The following is a 25,585-nucleotide window of genomic DNA, read 5'->3' as shown; positions in this document are numbered from 1 at the left end:
ACTGGAGAACGTCCATGCATAGATTAAGGTTTTGGCGGGGCAAGGGGATCCATCTATCCGTCATCTTCACCGCCGTCGTCGTACTGTCCGTTACGTTGACGGCTGCGCTGAATACGATCGTGGGCTTCGAGGCGCAAAAGGATTCGTTGTCCCGCAATACGCTCGAGCTGAACCAGATCACGGCCAACGAGCTGAGCGTCGCCGTCGATACGATTTTCGACTCCATGACACAGTCCCTGAACTCGGCGAGCGCCCACTTTTCGATTTCGGAAAATAGAGTCAAGGAGGCAGCCAAATGGCTGGACTTTGTCAGGGGCAGCATGTCCTTCTTCAACTCGCTGGCGCTCGTGGACGAGAGCGGCAAGATTACCGCAGCCTCGCCGGACAACGGAGACCTGGTCGGACAGGTGCTGAAGTCGGCCGCCTCCAAGCAGGCGTTGACCGAGCGCAAGCCGCTCGTATCCGAGCCTTACGTAGCCGTGACCAACCGGCTGATCGTGCTTGTCAGCCAGCCGATTTTCGACGGGGACGGGACGTATCGCGGCTTTATCTGCGGTACGATCTACCTGCACGGCAGCAACGTATTGGACAAGATTCTCGGCAAGCAAGGTCCGAATCTCAACGGCTCCTATTACTATGTCGTCGATAAGAAGGGCAATATCATCTATCACCCGGAGAAAATTCGAATCGGGGACAACGTCGCGTCGAATCCCGCGGTCGCCGAGATCATGGCAGGCAAAGGCGGTCATATGAAGCTCGTGAACACCAAGGGTGTTCCGATGCTCTCCGGTTACGCCATCGTGCCGTCCGTGCAGTGGGGTATCGTCTCCCAGACGCCTGCCGCAACGGTGACCGACAGCGTCAGAGGCATCGTGGCCCGCATGGCCCTGGTGTCCATGCCGTTTATTCTGCTGCTCGCGCTGCTCGTCATCGGCGTATCACACCGGCTCGCTTTTCCGCTTCGCCGGCTGGCGGTATATGCCTCCCTGCTTAATAAGGGGGAGACGGACAAGGTTCCCGCTCTACGGTTGCGGCATCATCTGATTTATGAAGCCAATGAATTGAACAGAGCGGTGATCGATGCCTTCCGCGTGATGGGCGACCGCACCGAGGCGCTCTCTCTCGAAGCACAGACGGATGCGCTTACAGGCTTGCATAACAGACGGTTTTTCGACTCGCTGCTTGCTTCCTGGGATCGTCAGCAGATGCCCTATGCGGTCGTTCTCATGGATCTGGATCGCTTCAAGTCCGTCAACGACACGTACGGCCATCTTAAAGGAGACGAGGTGCTGCGCTTCCTGGCGGCGCGGCTGATCGCCGGCAAGCGGGACGGCGACTATGCATGCCGGTACGGCGGGGAGGAGTTCGTTCTGCTGCTGCCTTACGGGGACAAAGAGCTGGCTTATCAGCTCGCAGAGAACATTCGCATCGCCCTGATGGTGGAGGATGCGCCGATCGGCAAGCCGGTCACGCTGTCGCTGGGCGTCGCCTCCTATCCGGAAGACGGCGCGAGCGCCGCCGAGGTCGTTCACTGTGCGGACTTGGCGCTCTATCAGGCCAAGGAAAAAGGGCGAAACCGTTCGGTCATGTATGCGGCGTCAATCCAGTCAAATCCATAATATCGCATTTACAAAATCGGGCTCACAAAACGTCAGAAACTCGCGACCGCGCGGGTTGCTGACGTTTTTTTTTGAACCTTTAAGAAGGTATAAAACGACAGGTCTGCGTCAGGTTATCGAAAATTAGAGAAAGAGGCTTTGCGTTTCTTCCTGAATCTGGCTGCGTAAAGTCGAGGACAGGCGCTCGCACTTATCGGCGTGTCGGAGCTTCTTCTGAAGTTTGGCAGGGCGAAAAACCTGCATTTGAACATGTATTTTCTGCCGATGTGTGACACGTGATGAAATACCTGCAAATGTGCAGGTAAATCCAAAGCGCAAGCCGGAATTCCGACTGATGAAGGGAAATAACTGCGTTTTGGCATCTATTCAGTACAAAAGGGTCGACATCGATAAAAAAAGATGTATATTTGCAGGCATTGCGGCAAGGGAAGACGCGGGCGGCAATACGAGGGCGGGATTACGCGGGCGGCAATACGAGGTCGGGCTGACGCGGGCGGGATTACGTGGGTGGGATTACGCAGGCGGCGTACGAGGGCGGCAATATGCGGGCGGCAATACGTGGGCGGCAATACGCGGGCGGGATTACGTGTGCCCCTAGGAACGGTTGTCGGATGAGCCATCAATAGGCGTTTTCGCAAATCAACTTTTTAAAGGTAATTTATTCCTTATTTTTTAGCGTTTTTTAAGTGTCATTTATTAAACTAGTTTACGATGTAAACTTTCCATTTTTCGTGGCAGACATCAGAACAGGATTCAGGGGGAACGGGAATGACGCAACGGCATTCGATATTCGCAAAAATAATGGCGGCCGCGCTGGCCGTCGCTTTGTGCTGGCCGCTAAGCTATGGAGGCTCGCTGCCTGCCGCAGCCGCGGCGGCGCCGTCTTATATGGATATTTATATCCCGGGCGGCGGGGGCAAAATCGTCAATCGCGAGAACATGACGAGCTGGAGCAACAGCTTTACGCTGGACGAGGCGAACAACTTCGGCCTGTTCAAGGCCAAGGCGGCGGGCACAAAGGTGACGCGGTCGGATGTCAAGTCGTATACCAACAACTCGGTTGAATTCGCAAGCTGGGATGCAAACGTCTTCGAGGCCGACATCAAGGTTGCCGATAATCCTTCGCTCAAACGACTCGCACAGGGCGGCACGGCGAAGCTCATGCTGCGGACGGGGAAGCTGGACGGCTGGGTCCTCAGCTACGGGGTCAGCATCAACGGCAGCTCCAAGTCAAGCGGTTCGATCCAGGACGGCGGGAGAATCAATACCGGCTGGATTTCGTTCGGAGCGACGGATACGATCACCGTATATTTTTTCCACGGGCTCAGCGCAGGCGTTATCCAGGATGTTCAGCTCTACTTCGCCGACATCGACGCACCTGCATACAACGGCAATACCTTCACGACCGACGGCGCCGTCCGATTCAACGACGATCCGGCCGTACAAAAAAACGAGCTGTTCCTGAAGCAGGACGCCTACATGAATATGGCGCTCAACTTCAGCGAGCCGGTGTTCCCCTCCATGGCCGAGTTGGCTTCGGACAAGGTCGACAACAAATACAGCCTCATGCGCACCGAGCTGTACAGCAATCCGGGCGGAGACGGATTCACGCCTTCCACTTACTACTTGAAGAGCGCGGACGCCGGCTTCGACGGCTTCAGCTCGGGCGCACTGACTTTAAACAATAACTCGCGCACCACCTTTAACATGAAATATACGGCCGCGGCCAACGACAGCACGGGCAACGTGCCGCTGGATCCTGCGCGTCTGACCAAGTCGTCCGACGACGAGCGTCCGACGCTGCTGCAGCGGATCAACGATGCGGCCTTCGTCGACGGCGCCGGCAACCCGGTGCAGACGCTCGGCAGCATCGGCACCAGTCCGCTGGCGGACAATGCCGCCCCAGGCGGCACCTACCGGACGATCGTCGACGCCCGTCCGCCGCAATACTCCGCCGTACGCAACGGCGTTCAACCGAATATCCTCACCGGCCTCGTGCTGAATAAAGGACGGAGCGTCAGCTTTAACGTCAACTTGAACGAGAAGGTCGTCGCCGCCAACGCGCCGCTCGAGTCGACCCAGCTGTCGTTCGCCAACGGCATGACCGCAGCGTATACAAGCGGCTCGAACAGCGACGTCTGGACGTTCACGGCAGTCGTGCCGGACGGCACGACGGTCGAGACGAACGCCTTGAATACGAAGGCGCTCGAGCACCCGTCCAATCCCGGCGACGGCAAGGCGCTATGGGATTATGCGCATAACTACCTGATCGAGTCGGTCAAGTCGATCGCATGGGCAGACCTGTCCATCGACAATACCGCGCCGCTCGTCAATTACGTGTACAAAAACGAAAAGGGGACCGAAGTGCCCGAGGGACAGTACGTCAAGGGCGGCTCATTTACGATCAACGCCTACGATCCCGACTTGAACGGACAACCGAGCAAGGGGTTGTTCCGTCCCGGCAGCGGCTCCGGACTTGTCTACTACTGGCTGAGCCAAAGTCCGGACGATCCGTTCGCGAACAAAAACGACAACTTCGCCGCCGTCAAACGCTATTCGTTGACGCAAAAGCAGCCGTCCGAAGATCTGTACCCGAGCGGCTTCGAAAATGTCGAGCTTAGCGTCGGGCAAAACGGTACGACGGTATCGCTGCCGCCGGAAGCGCAAGGTCAAAGCGGCACCTGGTATCTGCATACTTGGACCGCGGACATGACCTGGGATTCGTCGCGGCAACTGATGCAGTACGACAAGGGCGCCGTCGAGCGGGCGGCATATCTGGCGGAGCATCCGGACGCGACGCCGGCCGACACCGAGACGAACTTCCGGCAGAACATCATGCCGAAGCTCGCGCAGTACGACGATCTCGCGCAATGGCCGCTGTCCGACTTCAGCCGGGACGACTCGAACTGGTCGTACCATCGCGCGGCGATCACGCTCGACAACGATCTTCCCGAGATCGAAGCCGGCAGCGTGGCGGACAACATGACGGACAACGTCCGTCTGACGTTCAAAGCCTGGGATCCGACTTCGACGATCAAGGACGGGAAGGTACAGTATCAGTTCGTAAAGGCGGATGCCTCCCCGGCAGCCGGCGGCTGGCAGGAAGCGAACCTTAACGGTCAAGGCTCGGCGACCGTGGCGACGCTCGGCGATCCCGCGATCGACAAAGGCGGCAAGTACGCGTTGTATGTTCGAGCCACCGATATCGCCGGCAACGTCAAGGAGTCGCGCCTGCAGGAGGCGGACGTGCTCGTCATTTTCAACGAGTTCCAGCGCTATCCCGGCACGTATGCCATCAACGACGGACCGCACTTCACGATCGCCGGCGTTCCGGTCGATTCCGTGGCGTATCAATACACGGACACCTCTTCAAGGCCGGACGGCGGATGGCAGCCGGTCTCCGCTGCGCCGGAGGATGCGACGCTGAAGGGCGAGACGGGCTTCAAATATCAGATCCCCGCAGATAAAACCAAGAACGGCACCGTCTATGCGCATATTCGCGTCAAGCAAAAAGACATGAACCGTTACTATTACTACTATCAGGAGTACAAGTTCGACCATCTGCCGCCGACCGTGACGTTTGGCTCGCAAGGTTACCTGTATCCGATGCCCGAGCAAAGCGTGACGATCGCAGTCGAGGATACGCTCGTCGACTTCGCCGGCGTCGCCAGCAAGAACATTTTGTACCAATGGATCAAGGTCAAAGAGGGCGAGACCGAACAAGCGCCGACGGAAGCTTCGGAAGGCTGGCGCCAGTCGCCGGAGGACGGAGACATCAAGCTGACCGTAGAAGACAAGGCAGACAACGGCAATTATCGGCTGTACGTATATGCCAAGGACAGTCTCGGCAACGGCAAGATCTACAAGACGAGCGGCTTGTTCGCAACCTTCCTGCTCAGCGACGAGCCGCCGGTCGGCAGCGCGGACCTGATCTATGTCGCAGGCGACAAGACGGAAGGCTACTCGGCCATTCTCCAACTCGGCATTGACGTGCCTTCGCAGGTCGGCTATTTCTATTCCGTCTCCACCAACGGCGGGGACAACTGGAGCACCTGGCGCCCGTACACAAACTACATTGGGGTGCCGGTCGACACGAACAACGCGACCGATCTTAAGAACAACATCAAGGTGAAGTTCAAAGGCTACTACGGCACCAACATTAGCGAGCTCTATTCGCCTGGCGTCCGTCTGCAGGATGCGCCCGCTTATGCGCTCGCGTCGCTCGACAAGATCGAGCCCGTCCGGGGCGGCGACAAGCGCGCGGAAGGCGGGCAGAACGACGGGCTCGACATCGTGTTCGATGAGACGGACGGCAAGACGCTGGCGCCGACGGAAGCGAATCCGGAGATGCCGGAGACGATCGAAGCGGGCAAGCGGTACCGCGTCTATCAGAACGGCAGCTACTCTTTTGCCGTGGAAGACGGAGGCAAGTCGTCGACCGTGTTCATCGTCGTCTCCAACTTTGACGACACGCCGCCGGTCGTATCCGTCAAGTACTCCAAGATCGCCAAGACGAGCGGCAGCGTCGTCGCCAGCCTGCAGTCGAGCAAGCCGATCCGCATCACGAATCTCGACAAGTCTACGAAAACGTTCAAGGAAAACGGCTCCTTTACGTTCGAATACGAGGATGCGGTCGGGTTCGCCGGAACGGCGGAAGCGGTCGTCGGCAACATCGACAATACGCCGCCGGAAGCCGACGTCGTGCTTCATTACGATCGTCCCGATATGCTCGCCCTCATCTCCTTCGATGGCAAGGAAGTCGTCGTCGACAGCTCCGGCTACGGCTACGATGATGCCGGAGAGCACAAGTTCTACGCATTTCCGACGACGGACAACGTGATTGCCGCCAACCTCGTCGTGGCCGAGGTCAGGCCGAAGACGGGGCAGCAGCAGGATTATCAGGTCGTCGGCAACAGCGCCGGCACCAATGACGCCTCGATCGTCGTCCGGCAGAACGGCGCGGCTACCTTCACGATTGCGGATGCGGCGGGCAATACGACGACGGTCGAATCGGTCAAGCTGACAAGCGTGGCAAGCGCCATTCCGAAAATCAAGCGCGTGTCGGCGAGCCGGGTCGACGCGGAAGGCAACGCGATTCCGGGCGGGAAAACCGTTACCATCGACGGAAAGGTGTATTCCAAAGGCAAGATCCGCATCTCGCTGGAGCTTGCTTCGCCGCCTGTGCAGGGCAATACGGTGTCCGTAAGCGGCGTGCCGGTATCCGAATTCGGCGGCGATTATACGGACAACGGCAAGAAGTCGCTCGTACTGACCGACAAGCTTGGCAACCGTTACGTTTATGCGCTTACGGTCGAAGGTCTGGACAATAAGGCGCCCGAGATCAAGCTGAACAAGCCGTCGGTTTCCATTATGCAAGCGAAGCCGGACTTTGACGTTATCGCCGGTCTCGGCGGCTACGAAGTGTCCGACAATCTGTCCGCGGCCGAGGATATTGCCGTTCGCGTCGTCGAGCAGAGGCTCGAAAACGGCCAGTACGTCGACACCGTGCCGGACCTGTCGAAGCCGGGCAAGCACACCGTGAAGTATATCGCGGTCGACCAGGTGGGCAACGAAGGCTATGCGACGCAGCTCGTCTACGTCACCGCGACGGACGGCATGTTCGTCACCGCGAACGGCATCCCGCTCTCCGAGGCGGAGACGGAGACCGCGATTCTGAATACGGCGACCGTGACGTTCAAGGTAGAGAACTTCAACATCGTTCGAACCGGAGGCGGCAAGCTCGAGAACGAAGCGGGTACGTTCGATCTGCTGTACGTGCCGGGGCTGGTGCGCGAAGGCCAGCTGAAATATATCGCGACGAAGCTCACCTACGAGCAGCTCCTGAGCGGCAATTTCACCGTGCAGCTGCCGAAAGCCGGATGGTATACCATCATCGTGCGCAACCAGGAGCGGGAGCAAATCTACGCGACGCTGCTCGTCAGCAAGGTAAAGTAAACGAACGCTAGCAAGCGATTCGCCCAAATGAGCCAACACGATCTAACCGTCTAGCGAGCGATCGACCCATTCGAAAGCCGCGTCTCCGGGAGGGAACGGAGCATATAGCGGCTAAAGAGGAGACTTTGCAATGAAGAAACAGGCGTACAGAGCGATCGCGGCCGTGATCGCCGTCGCGATGCTGCTATCGAGCATTCCGCTGCACGCGATCGCCGCTGTCGTCGCCGCGCCGAAGACGACATCGATCCAGAACGAATTCGTCAAGGCGACCGTCGACAACGCGACCGGAAGGTTCAGCGTGCGGACCGTGGACGGACAGCCGATCCGCAAGAAGGACAACGGCATGGAGCTGACGTTCGGCGGAGACAATCCGGAGAGCTCCTTCACGACGTTTAAAATCGACGGCATTGACTTTATTTTCGGGAACCCGTACAAGCTGGCGCCCGAATGGTTTTCCGAAGTCAGCGTACCCGAGACCGTCCGCAACGCGGACGGCACCGAGAGCCTGATCACCGTATGGACAATCAAGGGCATCCGGATCAGCCAGGTCATCACCCTCATATTGGGCGACGATCTGGAAAACGCCGGCAACGCCCGCATCTCCTACAAAGTCGACAACACGACCAAAGCGTCGGTCGAAGTCGGCACGCGCGTGCTGCTCGATACGTCCGTGGGCGGCAACGACGGTCCCGCTTTTCAGATCGGACAAAACTACCGGCAGCCGCTGACCGTCGAGCGCAAGCTCGTGCACGAGCCCGAGAAGCTCGGCTACGATATCGAAAAGGACGAGCAGGCGTACAATTTGCACAAGCTGCCCGCTTACTGGGTCATGCGCGACAAGCTGGACCTGTCCAATCCGCTTGCGACGAACGTGATCGCCTACGGCTTCAACAACCTGTTCGAGGGCGGCATCCATATCGTCGACGAGATGATCGTCGGCCACTGGAGCGGGTTGGCCGCCACCAAGTGGGCTTACGAGCCGAATGAGAACCTGGACTTCACGACCGATACCAACACGTACGGCACGGCCGACACCGCGGTCGCCTATTATTGGGAGCCGGCCGCGATAAAGGCGGGGGAAAGCCAGACCTACGAGGTCGTTTACGGACTGGGCGAGATCGTCGTGCCGGACAAGGTGTTCGACATCCGCTATCTGGACCCGGTCCAGAAGCTCGAGACGAACGCGGACGAGACCGGCTATGTCGGCGACGGCATCTTCGAGATCAACGCGGAGATCGAGAATCTCGCGATGTTCGATATGACGCATAGCAAGATCAAGGTCACGATCAGTCTCGAGAACGGGCTGTCGTTCGTGGACGAAAACGGCAAGGAATTGGGCGCGAGATCGCAGACGATGGAATTCCGCAAGGAAATTCCACCGGAGGAAGCCGCTCAGGGCATCGAGGTCATCCCTTACAAGCCGGGCGAGACGATCGCCGCGAAATGGCGTGTCAAGGCCAGCGGGAAGCCTTGGCCGACGACGCGTCAGTACCTGGTCACCGTCAGCAGCCCGGAGACCGAGGCCAAGCTCGAGGACAAGGTAGCGGAGGCCGGGAAGGCGCAGGAGGCTGAGATCCGCGCGATCTACGAATCGTCGAAGTCGAACTTCGTCTTTTTGCCGCCGGTGGGCGAGCTGCGTCCGACGATCGTGTACGGCATGACGCCGAAGGAGACCTTCTACAAGGACGACAAGCTCATCTCGGTGAACGTATCGAACATCGCGGCCTACGATCCGGGCAATCAGGAGACGGGCGCGGCGGCGAACTTCGATCTTTATTTGGTCAATGTTAAAAACGGAGACCGCTACAAGGTTCCCGTGTCCCAGTCTGTCAAGACGCAGCCGCTCGGCAACGGCTTCGCCGGCGACATGCGCGTCTCGTTCCGCGGCGGAGACAAGGTGGACGCCGACGGACTGACGATCGGAACGATCAACGCGCAGGAGCTGCCGCTCGGCGAGTATGCCGTGTCCGTGGACTTCAAGGACAAGTCGGTTCCGGACGTCGCGGAGGCGCTGAGCTTCAAGACGGAACAGACGTTCCAGGTCGGACAGAACGAAGAGACGCGCGTCCGCAAGGCCGGCGTGCTGGCCGTCTACAAAATGCTGCTCGACTTGACGGGCAGCCCGGACCAGGCGCATTTCGCCGCAGCGCTGCCCGCCGACTACGGCGGCCTCGACGGCGGCGCGTTCAGCGCCAAGCTGTTATCGGACAAAGCGGTGCTGGCAGCTGCGAGCAAGGCGATTGCTGCGGCGGCCAAGCGCATCAATCCGAAGCTTAGCCTCGACAAAGCGGTCGACATGGCCGCCGTGCCCGTATACGGCATCAAAGCCTTCGCAACGGAGGCCGAGTTCGAAGCGTTCGCGGCTTCGCTCCAGGAAGAGGACGAAGGGCAGGAAATCGTGCTCGAGGTCAGAGGCAATATTGTGCTGTCCGGCGAGGGAGAGAACGCGCAGTATACGGTGAACACGGATACCGAGCCGGCGATCATCAACAAGAGCGTCGCCTACAAGGGCAAGGACCTGACGTTCCCGGCGGGCGACTTTGCGCTTGCTTCCCGTATTAGCGTCAGCACGGACACGCCGTTCCTGCATACGCTGTACGCGTCCGGCGATGGCACGCTCAGCGTGGCCAACAGCGGGTTCGTGTTCCACAAGGGCGAATGGACGATCGATTTTTACAACGGCTTCGACAAGACGCTAGGCACCGGGCTGGCGGATACGTCGCCCGAGCAGGAGGCGTGGGAGGAGGCCAGAAATCCGCAGGACGATTCGGTAAACGGCAACCTGAGCTGGGCGAACGGCCTGATCGGAGACGCGATCAACCCGTATCAGAACTTGCTCGTGTCCAACGTATTTTTTAACAAGCATACCTTGTTCGCGACGCCGAGCTTCTCCGTATCCGGCTTCGGCCTGCAGCTGTCGGACTTCATTCTCCGCCAGGACGGGGTATCGTTCGGCGGTGCCGTCAAGCTGTACATCGTCGACGGGGAAGTCAAGAACGTCATGTTCAACCAATCGGGCTTCGTCGGCATCGAGACCTCGCTCAAGTTCAAGCTGGACAAGTCGATCGGCCTGTTCAAGCCGGACGGCGACGACTCGGTCGGCGGGGGCATCGACATTACGCATTTCAAGGATCCGAACAAGTATGGCGTCGAAAACACCTACGGCATCAACTTCGAGGCCAAGCTGGAAAATGTCATGTCGATCAATGCGGAGCTGGCGTTCAAGCAGGTGGCGGACGGGCGCATTCTGCCCGACGTCATCGCCTTCGGCAGCGATCTGCCCGATCCGGGCGTCGCCGTCGGCGTCGCGACTTATATTACGAGCATTCGCGGCGCGATCCGTGAGCTCGCGAACACGATCGCGGGCGGCCAGCACAACGTGCCGCTGACGCTCGAAGCCGGCATCGACATGAAGATGGGCGTGAAGCCCGCTGTGTTCAGCGGCGCGGTCGATCTCACGCTGAAGACGACCGGCTTCAAGGTCGCCGGCTCGCTCGGACTCGGCGAGGGCGACGACGTCCTCAAGATGCTGACCGAAGCGCTCATCCAGACCCAATGGGTGACCCCGATGTTCCTCTCGGCACGCGCAACGGTCGATATCGGCGGGTGGGACATTATCGTCGGCAAAGCCAGCCTGTTCATCGGTCAAAACCTGGAGAAGCATCGCACGGACTTCGAGGGCATGATCAGCTCGAAGATTCAGGTGCCGAGCAGCGTCCCGGTCGTCGGCGGCATCGGCTTCGGCGTGCGTGCCGGCGCCAACAACGACAAAGTATGGGCGGGCATCACCTTGCTGTTCGTGACGCTCGGGATTACGTATTATTGGGGCGGCGGCATCGAGTTCGGCACGAACGGCTCCGTGGAGGACAAGGACGCGCTCATGTACCTGCTTGTCCAGGATCCTGAGCTCGGGCCGCGGGTCATGGCGATCGGCAATGGCGCGAGCGTCATTGCGACGTCCTGGAAAAACGAGGAGCCCGAACAACAGGAGATCAAGTACACGGCGGTCGGCGAAGGCGTCGATATCATCGACGACGGCTCGCAGAACATCGGCATCGGCGGCATCGTCACGTCGAACGGCTCCAAGGTGCACAGCATTCCGATGGACAAGGTGTCCGGAGACGCGCTGCTTGAGGTCGAATACTTCGAGACGAAGCGTCCGAAGCTTACCTTCAAGCGGGCGGACGGCAGCAGCTACGATATCGTCGTGGGGGATGTCGCCAATCCGGGCGCCACGCCGAACGCGACGGCCTTCGAGCAGATCGTCAAAGCAGTCAAGGAAGGCGAACTTAAGCCTGACGGCACGAAGGCGACGAAGCTGGATGCGCTGCAATCGACGGACGTGCGCAGGCTGTATATCGCGGTTCCGGCAGACGAGGCCAAGACCGGCCGCTGGACGCTGACGTCGGATCAGCAGATCCGCACGAAGCTGATGAACCTGCCGGTTCAGGCGTCGCTGACGGATACGGCGATCGAGACGCAGTCCGACAAGGATGTATTCAAAGCAAGCTGGACGGTCAAGAACGCGTCGCCAGGCGACACGGTCAGCCTGTATCTGTCCAAGGACAAGCTGTCCGAGCGGCCGGACCCGACGGCGGAGATCGACCCGGGCCTGCTGATCGCCAGGGACATTGCTGTGAAGGCCGGGGACATCGGTCCGGACGGCACCGCTTCGGGCGAGCTGACGATCGACGTGCGCAGGGTGGCATCGCTGGACGGCGCCGATATCCGGGGCTTGCTGCGTCAGGGCGATTATTACCTGCGCACGGAGCTCAAGACAGAGACTGCATTTTCCGCGCTGACATCGGCAGATCCCTTCAAGCTCGTCGACGGGCTGGCGCCTGCGGCGGTCGGCGAAGTCGGCTTGAAGGCGGCGGGCAACGGCCAATTCGAGGTCGAGTTCCCGCAGGCCGTCAAGAAGGCGGGCCAAGAGGATGCGCAGTACGGCTATCTCCTCACGGCGCTGGACGACAAAGGCCGGCTGTACGAGCCGTTCGGCGAAGTCATGTACACCGAGGACCAGCTGGAGAGCTCGCTCAAGAACGGACGCTACCGCTTGAATGTCGGCGGCTGGACGCTCGTCGGCAAGCCGAAGCTGGACGAGAGCGGCTCGCTGATGCGCGACGCGAACGGCGGCATCGTCATGGAGAACGTGCAGGACCGCTATACCGGTCTGGAAACGGGCAAAATGTACAGCGTCGGCGTGACGACGGTGCGGGTGCCGAACGAGCAGGACGGCGCGAGCGACAACATGCGCTACTCGGAGACGGTGTATTCCGGCAGCAAGCTGCTGCCGAAGCCGTCCAAGCCGACGCTCTCGATCGACGGCAAGCCGGCCGCGAACGGGCGGTACGACCTGACGGTCGCGGGCGGCAAGCACGAGCTCGCGCTGAGCGCGGATCAAGCCGGCGTTGTGGTCGAAGCCGTCGACGCGGACGGCGGCGCGCTCGGCAGCGCCGAGCTGGCGGGCACGGGGCACAGCGGCAAGCTGTCGCTGGCGGGCTTCGACACGGACGGCACTTATGCCGTGGAGCTGCACGCGCGCAATAAAACGACCGGCGATTACGGCGTGACGATGCTCTATCTTACGGTCGACACGACGGCGCCGATGATTTACCTCGATACGCCGGAGAGCGGCTACCGGATCGCCGGCGGCAAGCTCGCGCTTAAGGGAACGACGAATACGGACGCCGCGGTGACGGTGACGAACGCCGACACGGACGAGGTGCTGGCCGCGTTCAAGCCGGACGACAAAGGCGAGTTCGCGAAGGATATAAAGGTCACGTCTGCGACCAAGACGGTCGCGCTGCGAATCGAATCGAAGGATGCCGCGGGCAATGCGAACAGCGCCGTCGTCGAAGCGTTCAACGACGACCTGAAGCTGCCTAGAAAGCTGTCGCTGAAGCTGCCGGATACGCTCGTCGCAGGCGGCAGCCCCGTTCAGCTTGAAGCGGTCGTCGAATATACGGACGGCAGCAAGGAAAAAGCGGACAGCGCGAAGCTGAGCTTCTCCGTGGACATGGGAGACGCCAACGTCAATCTGTCCGAGGACGGCAAGCTGGCGGGCCGCAAGGCCGGCAGCGCATTGATCACGGCCGCCTACGAGCCGTGGGAAGGCCTGACGGTATCGGGCACCGATGTCGTCGCGGTCGAAGCGGCGGAAGGCGAATCCGCGCCGACCGAGATGGCGACGATCCGCGCGGTAACGGCGGGCACGGGCAAAAAAGACGAAACGCGGGTCATCGTAACCGACAAGGGACACGGCGGCAATATGGCAGGCAGCGAGCTGGCGTACAGAGTGTACGCGGACGCCAAGCAGGTGCAGCTCCCTGTGTTCGAGCAGGACATCTCGACATGGAGCCCGCTTCCGGCCGACGGCGTCATCGAAGCGAAGGACGGCGACCGCGTCGTCGTGGCGAAGCGGACGTCCGATGCGCCGAAGCTGGCGACGGCGGTGTCGGCGCCTGCAAGGGCGTACGTCTACGAGTCGGTCGCGAAGCCGAGCCTGCCGGACGGCAAGATCGTCATTGGCGGCACCGAGATCGATCTCGGAGAAGGCGGCGCCAACGTGAAGCTGCCGATTCTGCTGGGCGGCGCATTGACGCAAGGCTTGATCGAGGCCGACATCAAGAAGACGGACGGCGGCCTGGACATTCTGGCGAAGCCGGTGCGGGAAGCGCTGCTTGCGGCGGTCGAAAGCGGAAGCAAGACGCTGTCGCTGCCGATCAAGGGTAATATCAAGCAGCTGGCCTTCCGGCTTGATGCCGAGCTGGTTCGGGTGCTCCAGGAAAAAGACGTCGCGCTGGACATTGAATCGGATAGCGGGCGGTATACCTTGCCGGCAGGCGCGATCGATCTGGCGGCGCTCCGGAAGGCGTATCCGGGCATCGAGCTCAAGGATATCGCGATCACGCTGTCGGTGGCGAAGCCCTCCGACGCCGAGCTGGCCCTTGCCGGCAAAGCCGGCGACAGTCCGGGCATCGCGCTTGTCGGCGCGCCCGCGAGCTTTTCGCTCACGGCTGCCGCAGGCGGCGCGACCAAGGCGATCGAGCGGCTCGCGGCGTTCGCGCCAAGAGAAATTCCGCTGCCGGCCGGCAAGACCGAAAAAGACTTCACGACGGCGGTCGTGCTGGAGGCGGACGGCAGCCTTCGCCAGGTGCCGACCAAGGTGTCGGTCAGAGAAGGGCAATATTATGCGCAAATGTCCAGCTTGACGAACAGTCTCTACGCCGTTGTGCGCAGCGAACGCAAGTTCACGGATACCGCGGGTCACTGGGCGTCTGAAGCGATCGGCGACCTGGCCTCGAGGCTGATCGTGTCGGGCGGCGGAGACGGCACGTTTAAGCCCGGCAGCCCGATGACGCGGGCGGAGTTCGCGGCGATCCTCGTCAAGGCGCTTGGGCTTAAGACCTCGGCGGACGACCGGACGTCATTTACGGACGTGTCCCGCCAGGCGTGGTACTACGATGCCGTTCGCGCGGCTAGCGGGTACGGTTTGATCGGCGGCTACGGCGACGGCCGATTCGGCCCGGGCGACAAGATCACGCGCGAGCAAGCGATGATCATTCTCGCGAAGGCGATGAAGCTGGCCGGCGCGGACGCGGCGCCGGGCGCCAATGGAGCAGCAGGACCGCTAGGCCGCTTCAAGGATGTGTCCCAGGCATCGGCCTGGGCGAAGGAAGGCATCGCGGCTGCCGTCGCCTCGGGCGTCATCGCCGGACAGACGGCGGACAAGCTAGCGCCAAAAGCGAACATGACGCGAGCGGAGCTGGCCACGGCTGTCCGCAGAATGCTGCAAAAAGCGAACTTGATTGATTAAAAAGACAGCGAGATTTTTCTGACTCGCGCCCCTCCATCCTGCAATAAAGCAAAGCAAGCCCCGCAATACCGAGCGCAAGCTTCGGTACGGCGGGGCTTTTGCGTGTCTTGGCGCCTTCAGTAAGGCGGCCACTTCAGCTTGCTTGCCTCCTCGAACCGGGCGTTGGCGTACGGCCAGTTCACGACGTTCCACCAGTCTTTCACATAATCGGGCCGTTTGTTCTGGTGCTTGAGGTAGTAGGCATGCTCCCATACGTCGAGCGGGAGGATCGGCACGTTATCCCATTGCGACAGGTTCTGGTGCTTTTCGGCGGTCAAGATCTCCAGGCGGTGCGCCCTTGGGCTCCAGACGAGAATCGCCCAGCCGCCTCCTTCGACCTTGCCGGCCGCTTCGGAGAACTGCCGCTTGAAGGCGTCGACGCTGCCGAAGTCCTTCGCGATTTGAGCCGCGAGAGAGCCGGTGGGATTGCCCCCGCCGCCCGGCGTCATCGTGTCCCAGAACAACGTGTGCAGGTAATGGCCGGCCCCGTTGAACGCCAGCTCGCGCTCCCAATGCTTGACGAGCTCGAAGTCGTTTTTGCGCCTCGCCTCCGCCAGCTTGAGCTCCGCCTTGTTCAGGTCGTCGACGTACGCCTGGTGATGCTTGTCGTGGTGAATGCGCATCGTCTTCTCGTCGATGTAGGGCTCCAGCGCATTGTAAGCGTAGGGCAGCGGCGGCAGTTTGTGGCCGCCGATCGGCACGGGCGCGGAGCCGGGGCTCGCTGCTGCGGATAGCGGCGCGGCTGCATTCGAGCCTGCGCCGCTGCCTTGCGGTTGGCCCGCCGCTTTTTTGGCGGCGGGGGCCCGAGCGGCATCCGCGGGTTCCGGCCCGGTATAGTCGCCGTTCTCGACCGAATCGGAATCGTCGGCGGGGAGCCGAATATCTCGACCGAACCGTCGCACGGCCTCGCTGCCGCTCCCCATGAGCAGCAGGTGCTTGCCGAATTCGCGGGTCTGGAGCATCGATTCGGCGATCAGGCTCCTAAGCCTTGCCTCTCGGACAGGCGCTTCGACGTAAATGCCCTGCGCGTCGTCCGCAGCCTGCTCCTGCGCGGCGAATTGCGCGGCCGAGATCGTCCTGCCGAATGCGGCTTCCCACTGCCGAAGCAGCTCGGCATAAGGCGGCTCCAGATCGGGCACCGCTTCGAGCAGCGCTTCCGCATGCCGGTATTCGCGCCATTTGCTGTCGATCAGTTGGGCAAGCAGCTTGCCTGGCAGCATTGGACCAGCCTCCCTTCGTCCCTGATGATGGCTTCGTTCCCATCGTATGCGGGGGGAAAGCTGTCCCATTCCGGTAAAAGGGTCAGGCGGACTCGAGCATGCCCATATTCGAGGCGCGGCTCGCCGCGAGGTCCGTATCGACGGTTTGCAGGAAGGCGGTGGTGCGGGCGACGTATTCCTCCGGATGCGTGCGGAACACCATCTCATGGATGGCATCCTTAACAAGCCAGAGGGAAGAGTCCGCGTTCGTCTGCGACTTGGCGATCCGTTCGGAAATTTCGTACGGGGCTTTGTCGTCCCGCGTGCCATGGATCAGCAGCAGCGGGAAGCTGTAGGCCGTGGACTGAATCTCGTCGGACGGAATCTGATCGAGCCGAACGCCCGCCCAGAGCGGCGTGAAGAGGGAGAGCAGGTTCATCGTCAAACGGGAGGACAAAGCCCCGTACTGCTTGAGGTTGTAGGCGATCGTATCGGCGTTCGTCACGAAGGTGCTGTCGAGGATCATTCCGTCGATCAGGGACGTTTGCAGGGCGGCTTGAAGCGCGGTGCCGGCGCCCATGGAGAAGCCCCAGACGATCAGCTCGCTCGAGCCCTGCGCGCGCGCATATTCCAAGGCGCCGATGAGCTGCTTCGATTCGCCGATGCCGAACGTCGCGGCCGATCTGCCGGTTGGGTCGGCATAGCCGTAGTCGAACATCAGCACGTTGTAGTTCTGCTTGTGCAGCATGGCGGCAATATCGTACATCGGAACCCAATACTCCTCGCGGTTGGCGCCGAAGCCGTGACTGAGAACAACCGTGCGGGCGCTGTCGGCCTGCGCGGGAATCCACCAGCCGTCGGTCTCGCGGCCGCCGCCAGCGGCGGGGAAGGAGACGTCGGCGTAGGGCAGTCCTATGGCGGACATCGGGTTGGTATTAAGCGCGGCGACGGGCGGGTGGGTGAAGCGCCAGCTCATATAGCCGTAGAGTACGAAGACGATCAGTACGGCGGCGAAGGCGAGCGAAGCGGTGACGGCGCCGAAAATACGGGCCAGGCGACGGGCGGCAGTGAGACGCGGGGAATCTTCTTCGAGGTGAAGCGATCCGGCGTGAAGAGGCATAGGGGTCAGGACGGTGGTGCTCATGGGGATCGCCTCCTATCAATCTAGCACTGAAAGCGCATTATTATCTGATAATTCAAATTTAGTGCTTATGTCCTAAGGCGTCAACGGACTTTGTCGTTTTGTTAGGTACATGTAATCGAACTGTAATACTAGCTTTGGAGATTTACGTTGGGACTGCAGTGAGTTATACTGTGTGTAACAGGGTTTCATGTGGTGAAACGGAGGTGGGCCCTTTGGAAGAGGAAAAGAAAACCGTGCGCGCCGTCGAACGCGCGCTCGACATCCTGCTCGTCTTCACGACAGGGAGCGAATGGAGCCTGACAGAGCTGGCGGCGAAGTGCGAGCTGCACAAGAGCACCGTGCATCGGCTGCTCGCGACGCTCGAGGAGAAGGGCTTCGTCATTCGGGACGACGCGACGGAAAAATATAGGCTGGGGCTGCGCGTCCTGGAGCTGTCCGCGCATTTCGCGCGGTCGGACGATCCGACGGTCGTGCTCATCGGCGAGATGGAGAAGCTGCGGGATCAGATGGGGGAGACGGTCAGCCTCTATATTCGCGATCGTCTCGAGCGAGTGCGGATTCAGGCGGTGCAGAGCAGACAGGCGATTCGCCGGGTCGCGCAGGTCGGCATCCGCCTGCCGCTGTCCGTAGGCGCGTCCAGCAAGGTGCTGCTGGCGTTCGAGGAGCGCAATACGCGCGAGGCGCTGCTGAGCGATCCGGCATGGCCCGCGGGGCTACGCGGGCCGTCCTACGCCAAGCAGCTGGACGAGGTCGTGGCCGCCGGCTATGCGACCAGCTTCGAAGAGCGGGAGCCGGGCGCCGCCGCCTTGGCGGCCCCGATCTTCAGCCGTACGGGCAAGCTGTACGCCGCGCTCGCTGTCTCGGGCCCTTCGAACAGGCTTACGCCGGACGTCATGGAGGAGCGCGCATCGGCGATCGTCGGCGCCGCAACGCGCATGGGCGCGCTGCTCGACTAGCGGCTGCTCGCGCTCATCAATAGCGGACTCGGGGTCCGTGAGCGCTGCAAAAACGCGATCAAAGCAGAAATAGCGGATCCCGTATCCGCCCGCCCCATAAGAAAGAGCCTTGCTCGCCGCTTAAACCGGCAATCAAGGCTCTTTTTAACTTCAGGAAGCTTTGGCGCTAGGCGCCGGACTCGCTGCGCTCTCGTCTTTTTTCGGCTCCAGGCCGTTCAGGAAGTCCAGCGCGTCCTGCAGCGAGGCGACGGGCACGAGCTTGGGCTTCAGCTTGAGATCGGCAACCGTCTGCTGCGCGAGACTCCAGTTGCCGAAGCCGTTGAGCACGGCGTTGATCGCGTCCTTCGGCGCTATTTTTTCGTTGTCCTGCCAATGGTCGGCGGCTACGCGCGTGTAGGGGACGAGGAAATAGTCCGCCTTTTCCCGATCGGCCGCCATAAGCTTGTACTGGATGCCGCCGATGAGACCGACGCTGCCGTCGGCCGCGATCGTTCCTGTGCCCGCGATGCGGTAACCCTTGGTCAGGTCCTTGTCCTGCAGCTGAGAGATAATCTCAAGGGTCATCATCAGACCGGCGGACGGACCGCCCGTGTCCTCGAAGTCGAACTTCACTTTGTCCGGCGGCGTGACCTTGAGCACGGTCTGATTGGTGAAGCCGACGCCAGGCTTGCCCGTGCCCGGCATTGAGATAAGCGGCACCTTCGCCTCAAACGCTTTGCCGCCGCGGGTACCCGTCAGCTTAACCGTGTCTCCCGCTTTTTTGGAAGAAAGGTACTTGCTCAGCTCCTCCGCGTTGTTCGCCTTGACGCCGTCCACCGAGGTGATGATATCCCCCTCCTGAAGACCATGCTCCCGCGCTTTCGTCTCTTTGATGAACGAATTGACGATGATGCCTTGCTCCTTCACGTCGATCTTCTTGTCCATCGCCGTATAGGCGGCGAGCAGGGCGTTGGCCTCGGAGCTGTCCCGCATCCAGGCCATCAGGTTGCGATAGGCGCTAAGGCTGACCGTGCCGCCCGTAGCAGTGGCTTGGGTCTGAATGTCCATCTTCGGATTGAGCCAGGCGTATATGATGGAAAAAACGTTCGGTTTGGAGTAGGACGATACGGTCGTGAAGAGCAGCTCGCCCTTCTGTACGACCTTGTGGTCCGTCTCGACGCGCGGATGCACGGGCTCTGCCGAACCCGGTCCGTACAGAACGTACGGCAAGGACCAGTTGCTGGCGACGACCACGACGACGATAAGCGCCGCGAGGATGATCGCCGGTCTGTAACGCCGGATAAAACCTTTATTCTCGGTTGTCAATGCGATCGTCACCTCCGTCCCTCATTATAGCGCATCCGTATCCCGTTTCCCAAACCGATCAAGTCAGCCCGACGTTGCCGCATGAAAAAAGCCGCATCGCCGGGAGCGACCCCGGGATACGGCTGGTTGCGATACGAATTATTGGTTCGCGATCATCTGGCGCAGAACGGTCTGCAGGATGCCGCTGTTGCGGTAGTAGTCCACGTCGACCATCGAGTCGAGACGGACGATGGCAGGGAAGGAGAACGTAGTGCCGTCTTCGCGCGTAGCGGTAACGGTAACCGTCTGGCCCGGCTGCACGTCGTTCGAAAGGCCTTCGATGTCGAACTTCTCGTGGCCGCTGATGCCGAGCGTTTTCCAGCCGTTACCCGGTTGGAACTGCAGCGGCAGCACGCCCATGCCTACAAGGTTCGAACGGTGAATACGCTCGAAGCTCTCGGCGATAACCGCCTTGACGCCCAGCAGGAACGTGCCCTTGGCCGCCCAGTCGCGCGAGGAGCCCGTGCCGTATTCCTTGCCGGCGATGACGACGAGGTTCGTCTTGTTCTTCTGGTACTTCATCGATGCGTCATAGATCGACATGATCTCGCCGGTCGGCAGGTACGTCGTCACGCCGCCTTCGGTACCCGGAGCGACTTGGTTGCGGATCCGGATGTTGGCGAACGTACCGCGCATCATGACCTCGTGGTTGCCGCGGCGGGAACCGTACGAGTTGAAGTCCTTTTTGTCGACGCCGTGTTTGATCAGATATTCGCCGGCAGGGCTGTCGACCTTAATGTTGCCCGCAGGAGAGATATGGTCCGTCGTGACCGAATCGCCGAGCAGGGCCAGCACGTTGGCGCGCTTGATGTCGCCGATGTCGCCCGGTTGGTCGCCCAGATCGGTGAAGAAAGGCGGGTTCGCGATGTAGGTCGACTTGTCGTCCCACTCGTACAGCTCGCCTTCCGGCACGGGGATTTTGTTCCACTGTTCGTTTTGGGTAAAGACGTTCTCGAACTTCTTGCGGAACATCTCGGGATCGAGCGAAGCCGCGACGGCTTGCTGGATCTCTTCGTTGGTCGGCCAGATATCCTTCAGGTAGACCGGCACGTTGTTCGGGTCGTAGCCGATCGGTTCGTTCGCGAGGTCGATGTTGACCGTACCGGCCAGCGCGTAGGCGATAACGAGCGGCGGCGAAGCGAGATAGTTCGCTTTGACCTGCGCGTGCACGCGGCCTTCGAAGTTCCGGTTGCCCGAGAGGACGGCGGCGACGGTCATGTCGTTGTCGGCGATCGCTTGGCTGACTTCGTCAGGCAGCGGGCCGGAGTTGCCGATACAGGTCGCGCAGCCGTAGCCGGCGACGTAGAAGCCGAGCTTCTCCAGGTAAGGAAGCACGCCGGCCTTCACCAGGTAGTCGGTAACGACAAGCGAACCCGGAGTCAGCGAGCTCTTGACGTATGCAGGCTTCGTCAGGCCGCGCTCGACGGCTTTTTTCGCGACGAGGCCGGCGCCGATCATGACGCTCGGGTTGGACGTGTTCGTGCAGCTCGTGATCGCCGCGATGACGACGGCGCCCGTCGTGAGCGTGCTCGCCTGGCCGTTGCGGTGCTTGACCGGCGCGGTCTGGGCGATCTTCTCGTCGGAGAGGCCGTAGCCGCCCTTGTCGATCGGCGTGCGGATGATGTTGTTGAACTCTTCCTTCATCGCCGTCAGTTCGACGCGGTCTTGCGGACGCTTCGGACCTGCAAGGGAAGGCACGATGGTGGAAAGGTCGAGCTCGATAACGTCCGTGAACGTCGGATCCGGCGTGGCGTCGGTGCGGAACATGCCTTGCGCTTTGTAGTATGCTTCGACGAGCTCGATTTGCTTCTCGTCGCGGCCGGTGAGGCGCAGGTAGTTCAGCGTCTCGTTGTCGACCGGGAAGATGCCGATCGTCGCGCCGTACTCAGGCGCCATGTTGGCGACCGTCGCGCGGTCGGCCAGGCTGATGTTGGACAGGCCGGGACCGAAGAACTCGACGAACTTGCCGACGACGCCCTTCTTGCGAAGGATCTGGGTGACGGTCAGCGCGAGGTCGGTCGCCGTAGCGCCTTCGGCCAGGCTGCCGGTCAGGCGGAAACCGATGACTTCGGGCATAACGAAGTAAAGCGGCTGGCCGAGCATGCCGGCTTCGGCTTCGATGCCGCCGACGCCCCAGCCCACGACGCCGAGACCGTTGATCATCGTCGTATGGGAGTCCGTGCCCACGAGCGAATCCGGGTAGACTTCGATGACGCCGTCCTTGGTCTTGGTTGCCGCGACGGATGCCAGGTACTCCAGGTTGACCTGGTGGACGATACCTGTAGCCGGAGGAACGGCTCTGAAGTTGTCGAACGCGGTCTGCGCCCAACGCAGGAAGCGGTAGCGCTCTTCGTTGCGCTCGAATTCGAGGTCCATGTTGGTCTGCAGCGCGTCCGCGGTGCCGAATGCGTCGACCATGACGGAGTGGTCGATGACCAGGTCGACGGGAACGAGCGGGTTGATGCGCTTCGGATCGCCGCCGGCTTGCTTCACGGTCTCGCGCATCGCGGCGAGATCGACGACGACCGGTACGCCGGTGAAGTCTTGCAGCACGATGCGGGCAGGGATGAATGGAACTTCCTTATCTTCGCGGCCGTTCGCCCAATTGGCGATTTGCTTCACATGCTCCAGCGTGATGGCGCGTCCGTCGAACTGGCGGATTGCGGCTTCAAGCAGGACTTTCATCGAGAAAGGCAGCTTGGACACGGGGCCCAGGCCTTGCTCTTCCAGACCTTGCAGGTTGTAGTAGCGATACGAGTTGCCCGCTGCCTGCAGGTCGGCCTGTACGTTGTACGGAAGGGTGGACAAAATAATCGGCCTCCTAGATAAGATTGCACGGATTTCGAAAAAAAGCGTTGCGAGGATGAGAAGCATTCTCGTTTACGTTTCATTCTGTGAAACCCGATTTCAAAATAAACCTTCCTCATTATTATAGCGTTATCCCGGCGTACAGTAAAGAGAGATTGTGTCCAGTTTGTTACCAATAGGGGTAAAAACGGCCTGCGTTGTCCTAGGTTTAGCATGCCGCAAACGCGATGGATCATCCGGGAACGGATGCGAATAAAGCGTGGGAAGAGTGACGGCGCGCTGGCGTTTGCAGTGACGGTACATCCCCTCGCCCCAAGCATGGAACCGCCTTCGCCCGCATACATTTGAACGGATGCAATCTGTGCCGTACGGGAGGGGTGTCCGGTGCCGGAATTGGACGAACGGATAAAGAGGGCGCTGGTTGAATATGTAAATGCGGTGAACGAGGCGGATCTGAACCGTTCGCCTGAAGCGCTCGCGCAGGTTGGCGACGAGGCGCACCGCTGGCGGCTGCAGCGCAGGACGCGCGCTATTCGGCGCCGGGACGCCGTATCGTCGTCTCGACCGCGGAGAGGCGAGATCCGCGCTCGCGTCCTGCGCTGGAACGCCGGGGAAAAGGAAGCCTTCGTCGATCTGCAGCTGCGGATCGCAAGAGCTTGCGGCACCGGCGAGGCAGTCTATGCCGAAGAGCGGATCGAGCGCGAGCGAATCCGGCTCGTGCCCTTCGGCGGCGAGTGGCGGCTGGACCGCGCGGAGCCGCTGGGCGACGAACGCTCGTCCGCTGCATTGCTGGGAACCGGCGCCGAGGGAGCGTTTGGCCCGGGGGACGAGTGGCCGGTGGCGCCGTCCGTTCCGTTTATTCCGACCCGGGACGGGTATGCCGCGTGGCAAGGGACCGCGAGCGGCGGCGTTCAAGCCGCGCCTTGGGCGAATCCCTACGGGGGATCGCCCGCGCGCAGCGGGCCCTACGACCGTGAAGCCGCCGTCGCGTATGCCGAGTCATGGTGGGATAAGGCGAATCCGGCGTACGAGCTTTTCGAGGTGAATTGCACCAACTACGTCTCCCAGTGTCTCTTTGCAGGGGGCGCGCCCATGAACTATACTGGGAAAAGAGAATCGGGCTGGTGGTATCACGGATTGTCGGGCGGCCAGGAACGCTGGAGCTACAGCTGGGCGGTCGCGAACAGCCTGCAGCATTTTTTGAGCCAGCCGCGGCCGGCAGGGCTGCGGGCTTTGCGCGTCGAGCGCCCCGAGCAGCTGTCGCCGGGCGACGTCATTTGCTACGATTGGGACGGCAACGGCCAATTCAGGCACAATACGATCGTGACGGCAACCGACGGCGACGGCATGCCGCTGGTCAACGCCAACACCGTGCCCAGCAGGCACAGATACTGGGACTATCGCGATTCCTACGCCTGGACGGAGAATACCCGGTATCGCTTTTATCATGTCGAGGCGATTTTTTGATCGGCAGGCAATCATACGAGGCAGTCGAACAAGGCGGAGGTCAAGCTGACAATGGGAACTGGACAGAAGATTCGCGTAGGGCTCGTCTACGGCGGCCGCTCGGGCGAGCATGAAGTATCGCTCCAGACCGCGCTGGCGGTGCTGAAGGCATTCGATTACGACAAATACGAACTTATTCCTTACTATATAACGAAGGAAGGCAGATGGCGTTCGGGCTCGCTGCTTGCGGCGCCGCCTGCGGCCGTCGCGGAGCTGCAGTTCGAGCGGACCGGCGAATCGGCGGAGACAGGCTCGTCGCTCATTCCCCTCATGCAGGGGATGGCGGAAACGGCGGTAGCCGAAGTCGGCCGCCACGAGGGCATCGGCTCGGTGGACGTCGTATTCCCGCTGCTGCACGGCACCTTCGGCGAGGACGGGACGATTCAGGGACTGTTCGAGATGGCGAACCTGCCTTACGTAGGAGCGGGCGTGCTCGCTTCCTCGGTCGGCATGGACAAAGCGGCGATGAAGACGATGTTCGCGGCGGCAGGATTGCCGCAGGTCGGGTACAAGGCGTTCACGCGTTTTCACTGGAACAAAGAGCGGGAGGCGCTGCTGGACGGCATTGAGCGGGATATCGGCTATCCGAGCTTCGTCAAGCCCGCGAACCTCGGCTCCAGCGTCGGCGTATCCAAAGCGCGCAATCGCGAGGAACTGGCTGCTGCGGTAGAAGAAGCGCTGCGGTACGACCGCAAGGTCATCGTGGAGGAGTTCGTCGACGCGCGGGAGATCGAGGTCGCCGTCCTCGGCAACGACGAGCCGCGGGCATCGGTCGCCGGCGAGATCGTCAGCTCGAACGAATTCTACGATTATAAGGCCAAATATATCGACGGCAAATCCGCCATGATCATTCCGGCGGAGATCCCTGATGAGACCGCGCAGGCGGTCCGCGAGATGGCGGTCCGCGCCTTTCTGGCGATCGACGGCTCGGGGCTGTGCCGCGCGGACTTTTTCTTGCGCAAGAGCGACGGCGCGCTGTTGATCAACGAGGTTAACACGCTGCCGGGCTTCACGCCGTTCAGCATGTATCCGCTGCTCTGGCAGGAGACGGGAGTCTCCTACCGCGAGCTGCTGGACACGTTGATCGCGCTCGCGCTTGCCCGTCACGCGGAGAAGCAGCTGATCGATTACGGCGGCTGAATGCGTTCGAACGCGGCTGGGAGTTACGGTTATGCGGGCGGGGCGAATTAACCGGA

10 protein-coding genes are annotated in these 25,585 nt (G+C 61.1%); 6 read left to right on the top strand and 4 right to left on the bottom strand.

The features are described 5' to 3' along the window. Positions 1-14 precede the first annotated feature (14 nt). The 3 genes from KB449_RS25265 to KB449_RS25255 all read left to right on the top strand — a co-directional run bounded on the left by KB449_RS25265 (position 15) and on the right by KB449_RS25255 (position 15,393). Positions 15-1,619, top strand: a complete 1,605-nt coding sequence (locus tag KB449_RS25265) for a sensor domain-containing diguanylate cyclase (RefSeq protein WP_282911012.1) — start codon at positions 15-17, stop codon at positions 1,617-1,619. A 768-nt stretch (positions 1,620-2,387) separates the two neighbouring features. Beyond that, positions 2,388-7,574, top strand: coding sequence for a hypothetical protein (locus KB449_RS25260; RefSeq protein WP_282911011.1), 5,187 nt, complete (start codon positions 2,388-2,390; stop codon positions 7,572-7,574). Positions 7,575-7,704: 130 nt separating this feature from the next. Beyond that, positions 7,705-15,393, top strand: a complete 7,689-nt coding sequence (locus tag KB449_RS25255) for an S-layer homology domain-containing protein (protein WP_282911010.1) — start codon at positions 7,705-7,707, stop codon at positions 15,391-15,393. Positions 15,394-15,509: 116 nt separating this feature from the next. Here the strand turns inward: KB449_RS25255 and KB449_RS25250 are convergent, their stop codons facing one another. After that, the gene (locus KB449_RS25250) at positions 15,510-16,652 is read right to left on the bottom strand and encodes a superoxide dismutase (RefSeq protein WP_282911009.1); all 1,143 of its coding nucleotides are present in this window, start codon (positions 16,650-16,652) and stop codon (positions 15,510-15,512) included. 82 nt (positions 16,653-16,734) lie between these two features. Next, positions 16,735-17,775, bottom strand: a complete 1,041-nt coding sequence (locus KB449_RS25245; RefSeq protein WP_282911008.1) for an alpha/beta hydrolase — start codon at positions 17,773-17,775, stop codon at positions 16,735-16,737. Positions 17,776-17,987: 212 nt separating this feature from the next. Here KB449_RS25245 and KB449_RS25240 point away from each other — a divergent pair, with 212 nt between their 5' ends. Continuing rightward, positions 17,988-18,731, top strand: coding sequence for an IclR family transcriptional regulator (locus tag KB449_RS25240; protein ID WP_282911007.1), 744 nt, complete (start codon positions 17,988-17,990; stop codon positions 18,729-18,731). Positions 18,732-18,881: 150 nt separating this feature from the next. Here KB449_RS25240 and KB449_RS25235 read toward each other — a convergent pair whose 3' ends face one another. Both KB449_RS25235 and acnA read right to left on the bottom strand, forming a co-directional pair. Then, positions 18,882-20,048: a SepM family pheromone-processing serine protease gene (locus KB449_RS25235; protein ID WP_282911006.1), complete on the bottom strand. Its 1,167-nt coding sequence runs from the start codon at positions 20,046-20,048 to the stop codon at positions 18,882-18,884. 126 nt (positions 20,049-20,174) lie between these two features. Further along, the gene (gene acnA / locus KB449_RS25230; RefSeq protein ID WP_282912902.1) at positions 20,175-22,889 is read right to left on the bottom strand and encodes an aconitate hydratase AcnA; all 2,715 of its coding nucleotides are present in this window, start codon (positions 22,887-22,889) and stop codon (positions 20,175-20,177) included. Positions 22,890-23,267: 378 nt separating this feature from the next. Here acnA and KB449_RS25225 point away from each other — a divergent pair, with 378 nt between their 5' ends. Both KB449_RS25225 and KB449_RS25220 read left to right on the top strand, forming a co-directional pair. Beyond that, positions 23,268-24,350, top strand: a complete 1,083-nt coding sequence (locus tag KB449_RS25225) for an amidase domain-containing protein (RefSeq protein ID WP_282911005.1) — start codon at positions 23,268-23,270, stop codon at positions 24,348-24,350. Between the two features lie 51 nt (positions 24,351-24,401). Further along, positions 24,402-25,529: a D-alanine--D-alanine ligase gene (locus KB449_RS25220; protein WP_282911004.1), complete on the top strand. Its 1,128-nt coding sequence runs from the start codon at positions 24,402-24,404 to the stop codon at positions 25,527-25,529. Positions 25,530-25,585 lie beyond the last annotated feature (56 nt).

This window comes from Cohnella hashimotonis (genome assembly GCF_030014955.1).
GTDB lineage: Bacteria > Bacillota > Bacilli > Paenibacillales > Paenibacillaceae > Cohnella > Cohnella hashimotonis.
This window is presented reverse-complemented; position numbering and strand designations above follow the sequence as displayed.

Coding starts and splice junctions, on each gene's coding strand:
- KB449_RS25265 (WP_282911012.1), top strand. CDS start 15: ATGCATAGATTAAGGTTTTGGCGGGGCAAGGGGATCCATCTATCCGTC.
- KB449_RS25260 (WP_282911011.1), top strand. CDS start 2,388: ATGACGCAACGGCATTCGATATTCGCAAAAATAATGGCGGCCGCGCTG.
- KB449_RS25255 (WP_282911010.1), top strand. CDS start 7,705: ATGAAGAAACAGGCGTACAGAGCGATCGCGGCCGTGATCGCCGTCGCG.
- KB449_RS25250 (WP_282911009.1), bottom strand. CDS start 16,652: ATGCTGCCAGGCAAGCTGCTTGCCCAACTGATCGACAGCAAATGGCGC.
- KB449_RS25245 (WP_282911008.1), bottom strand. CDS start 17,775: ATGAGCACCACCGTCCTGACCCCTATGCCTCTTCACGCCGGATCGCTT.
- KB449_RS25220 (WP_282911004.1), top strand. CDS start 24,402: ATGGGAACTGGACAGAAGATTCGCGTAGGGCTCGTCTACGGCGGCCGC.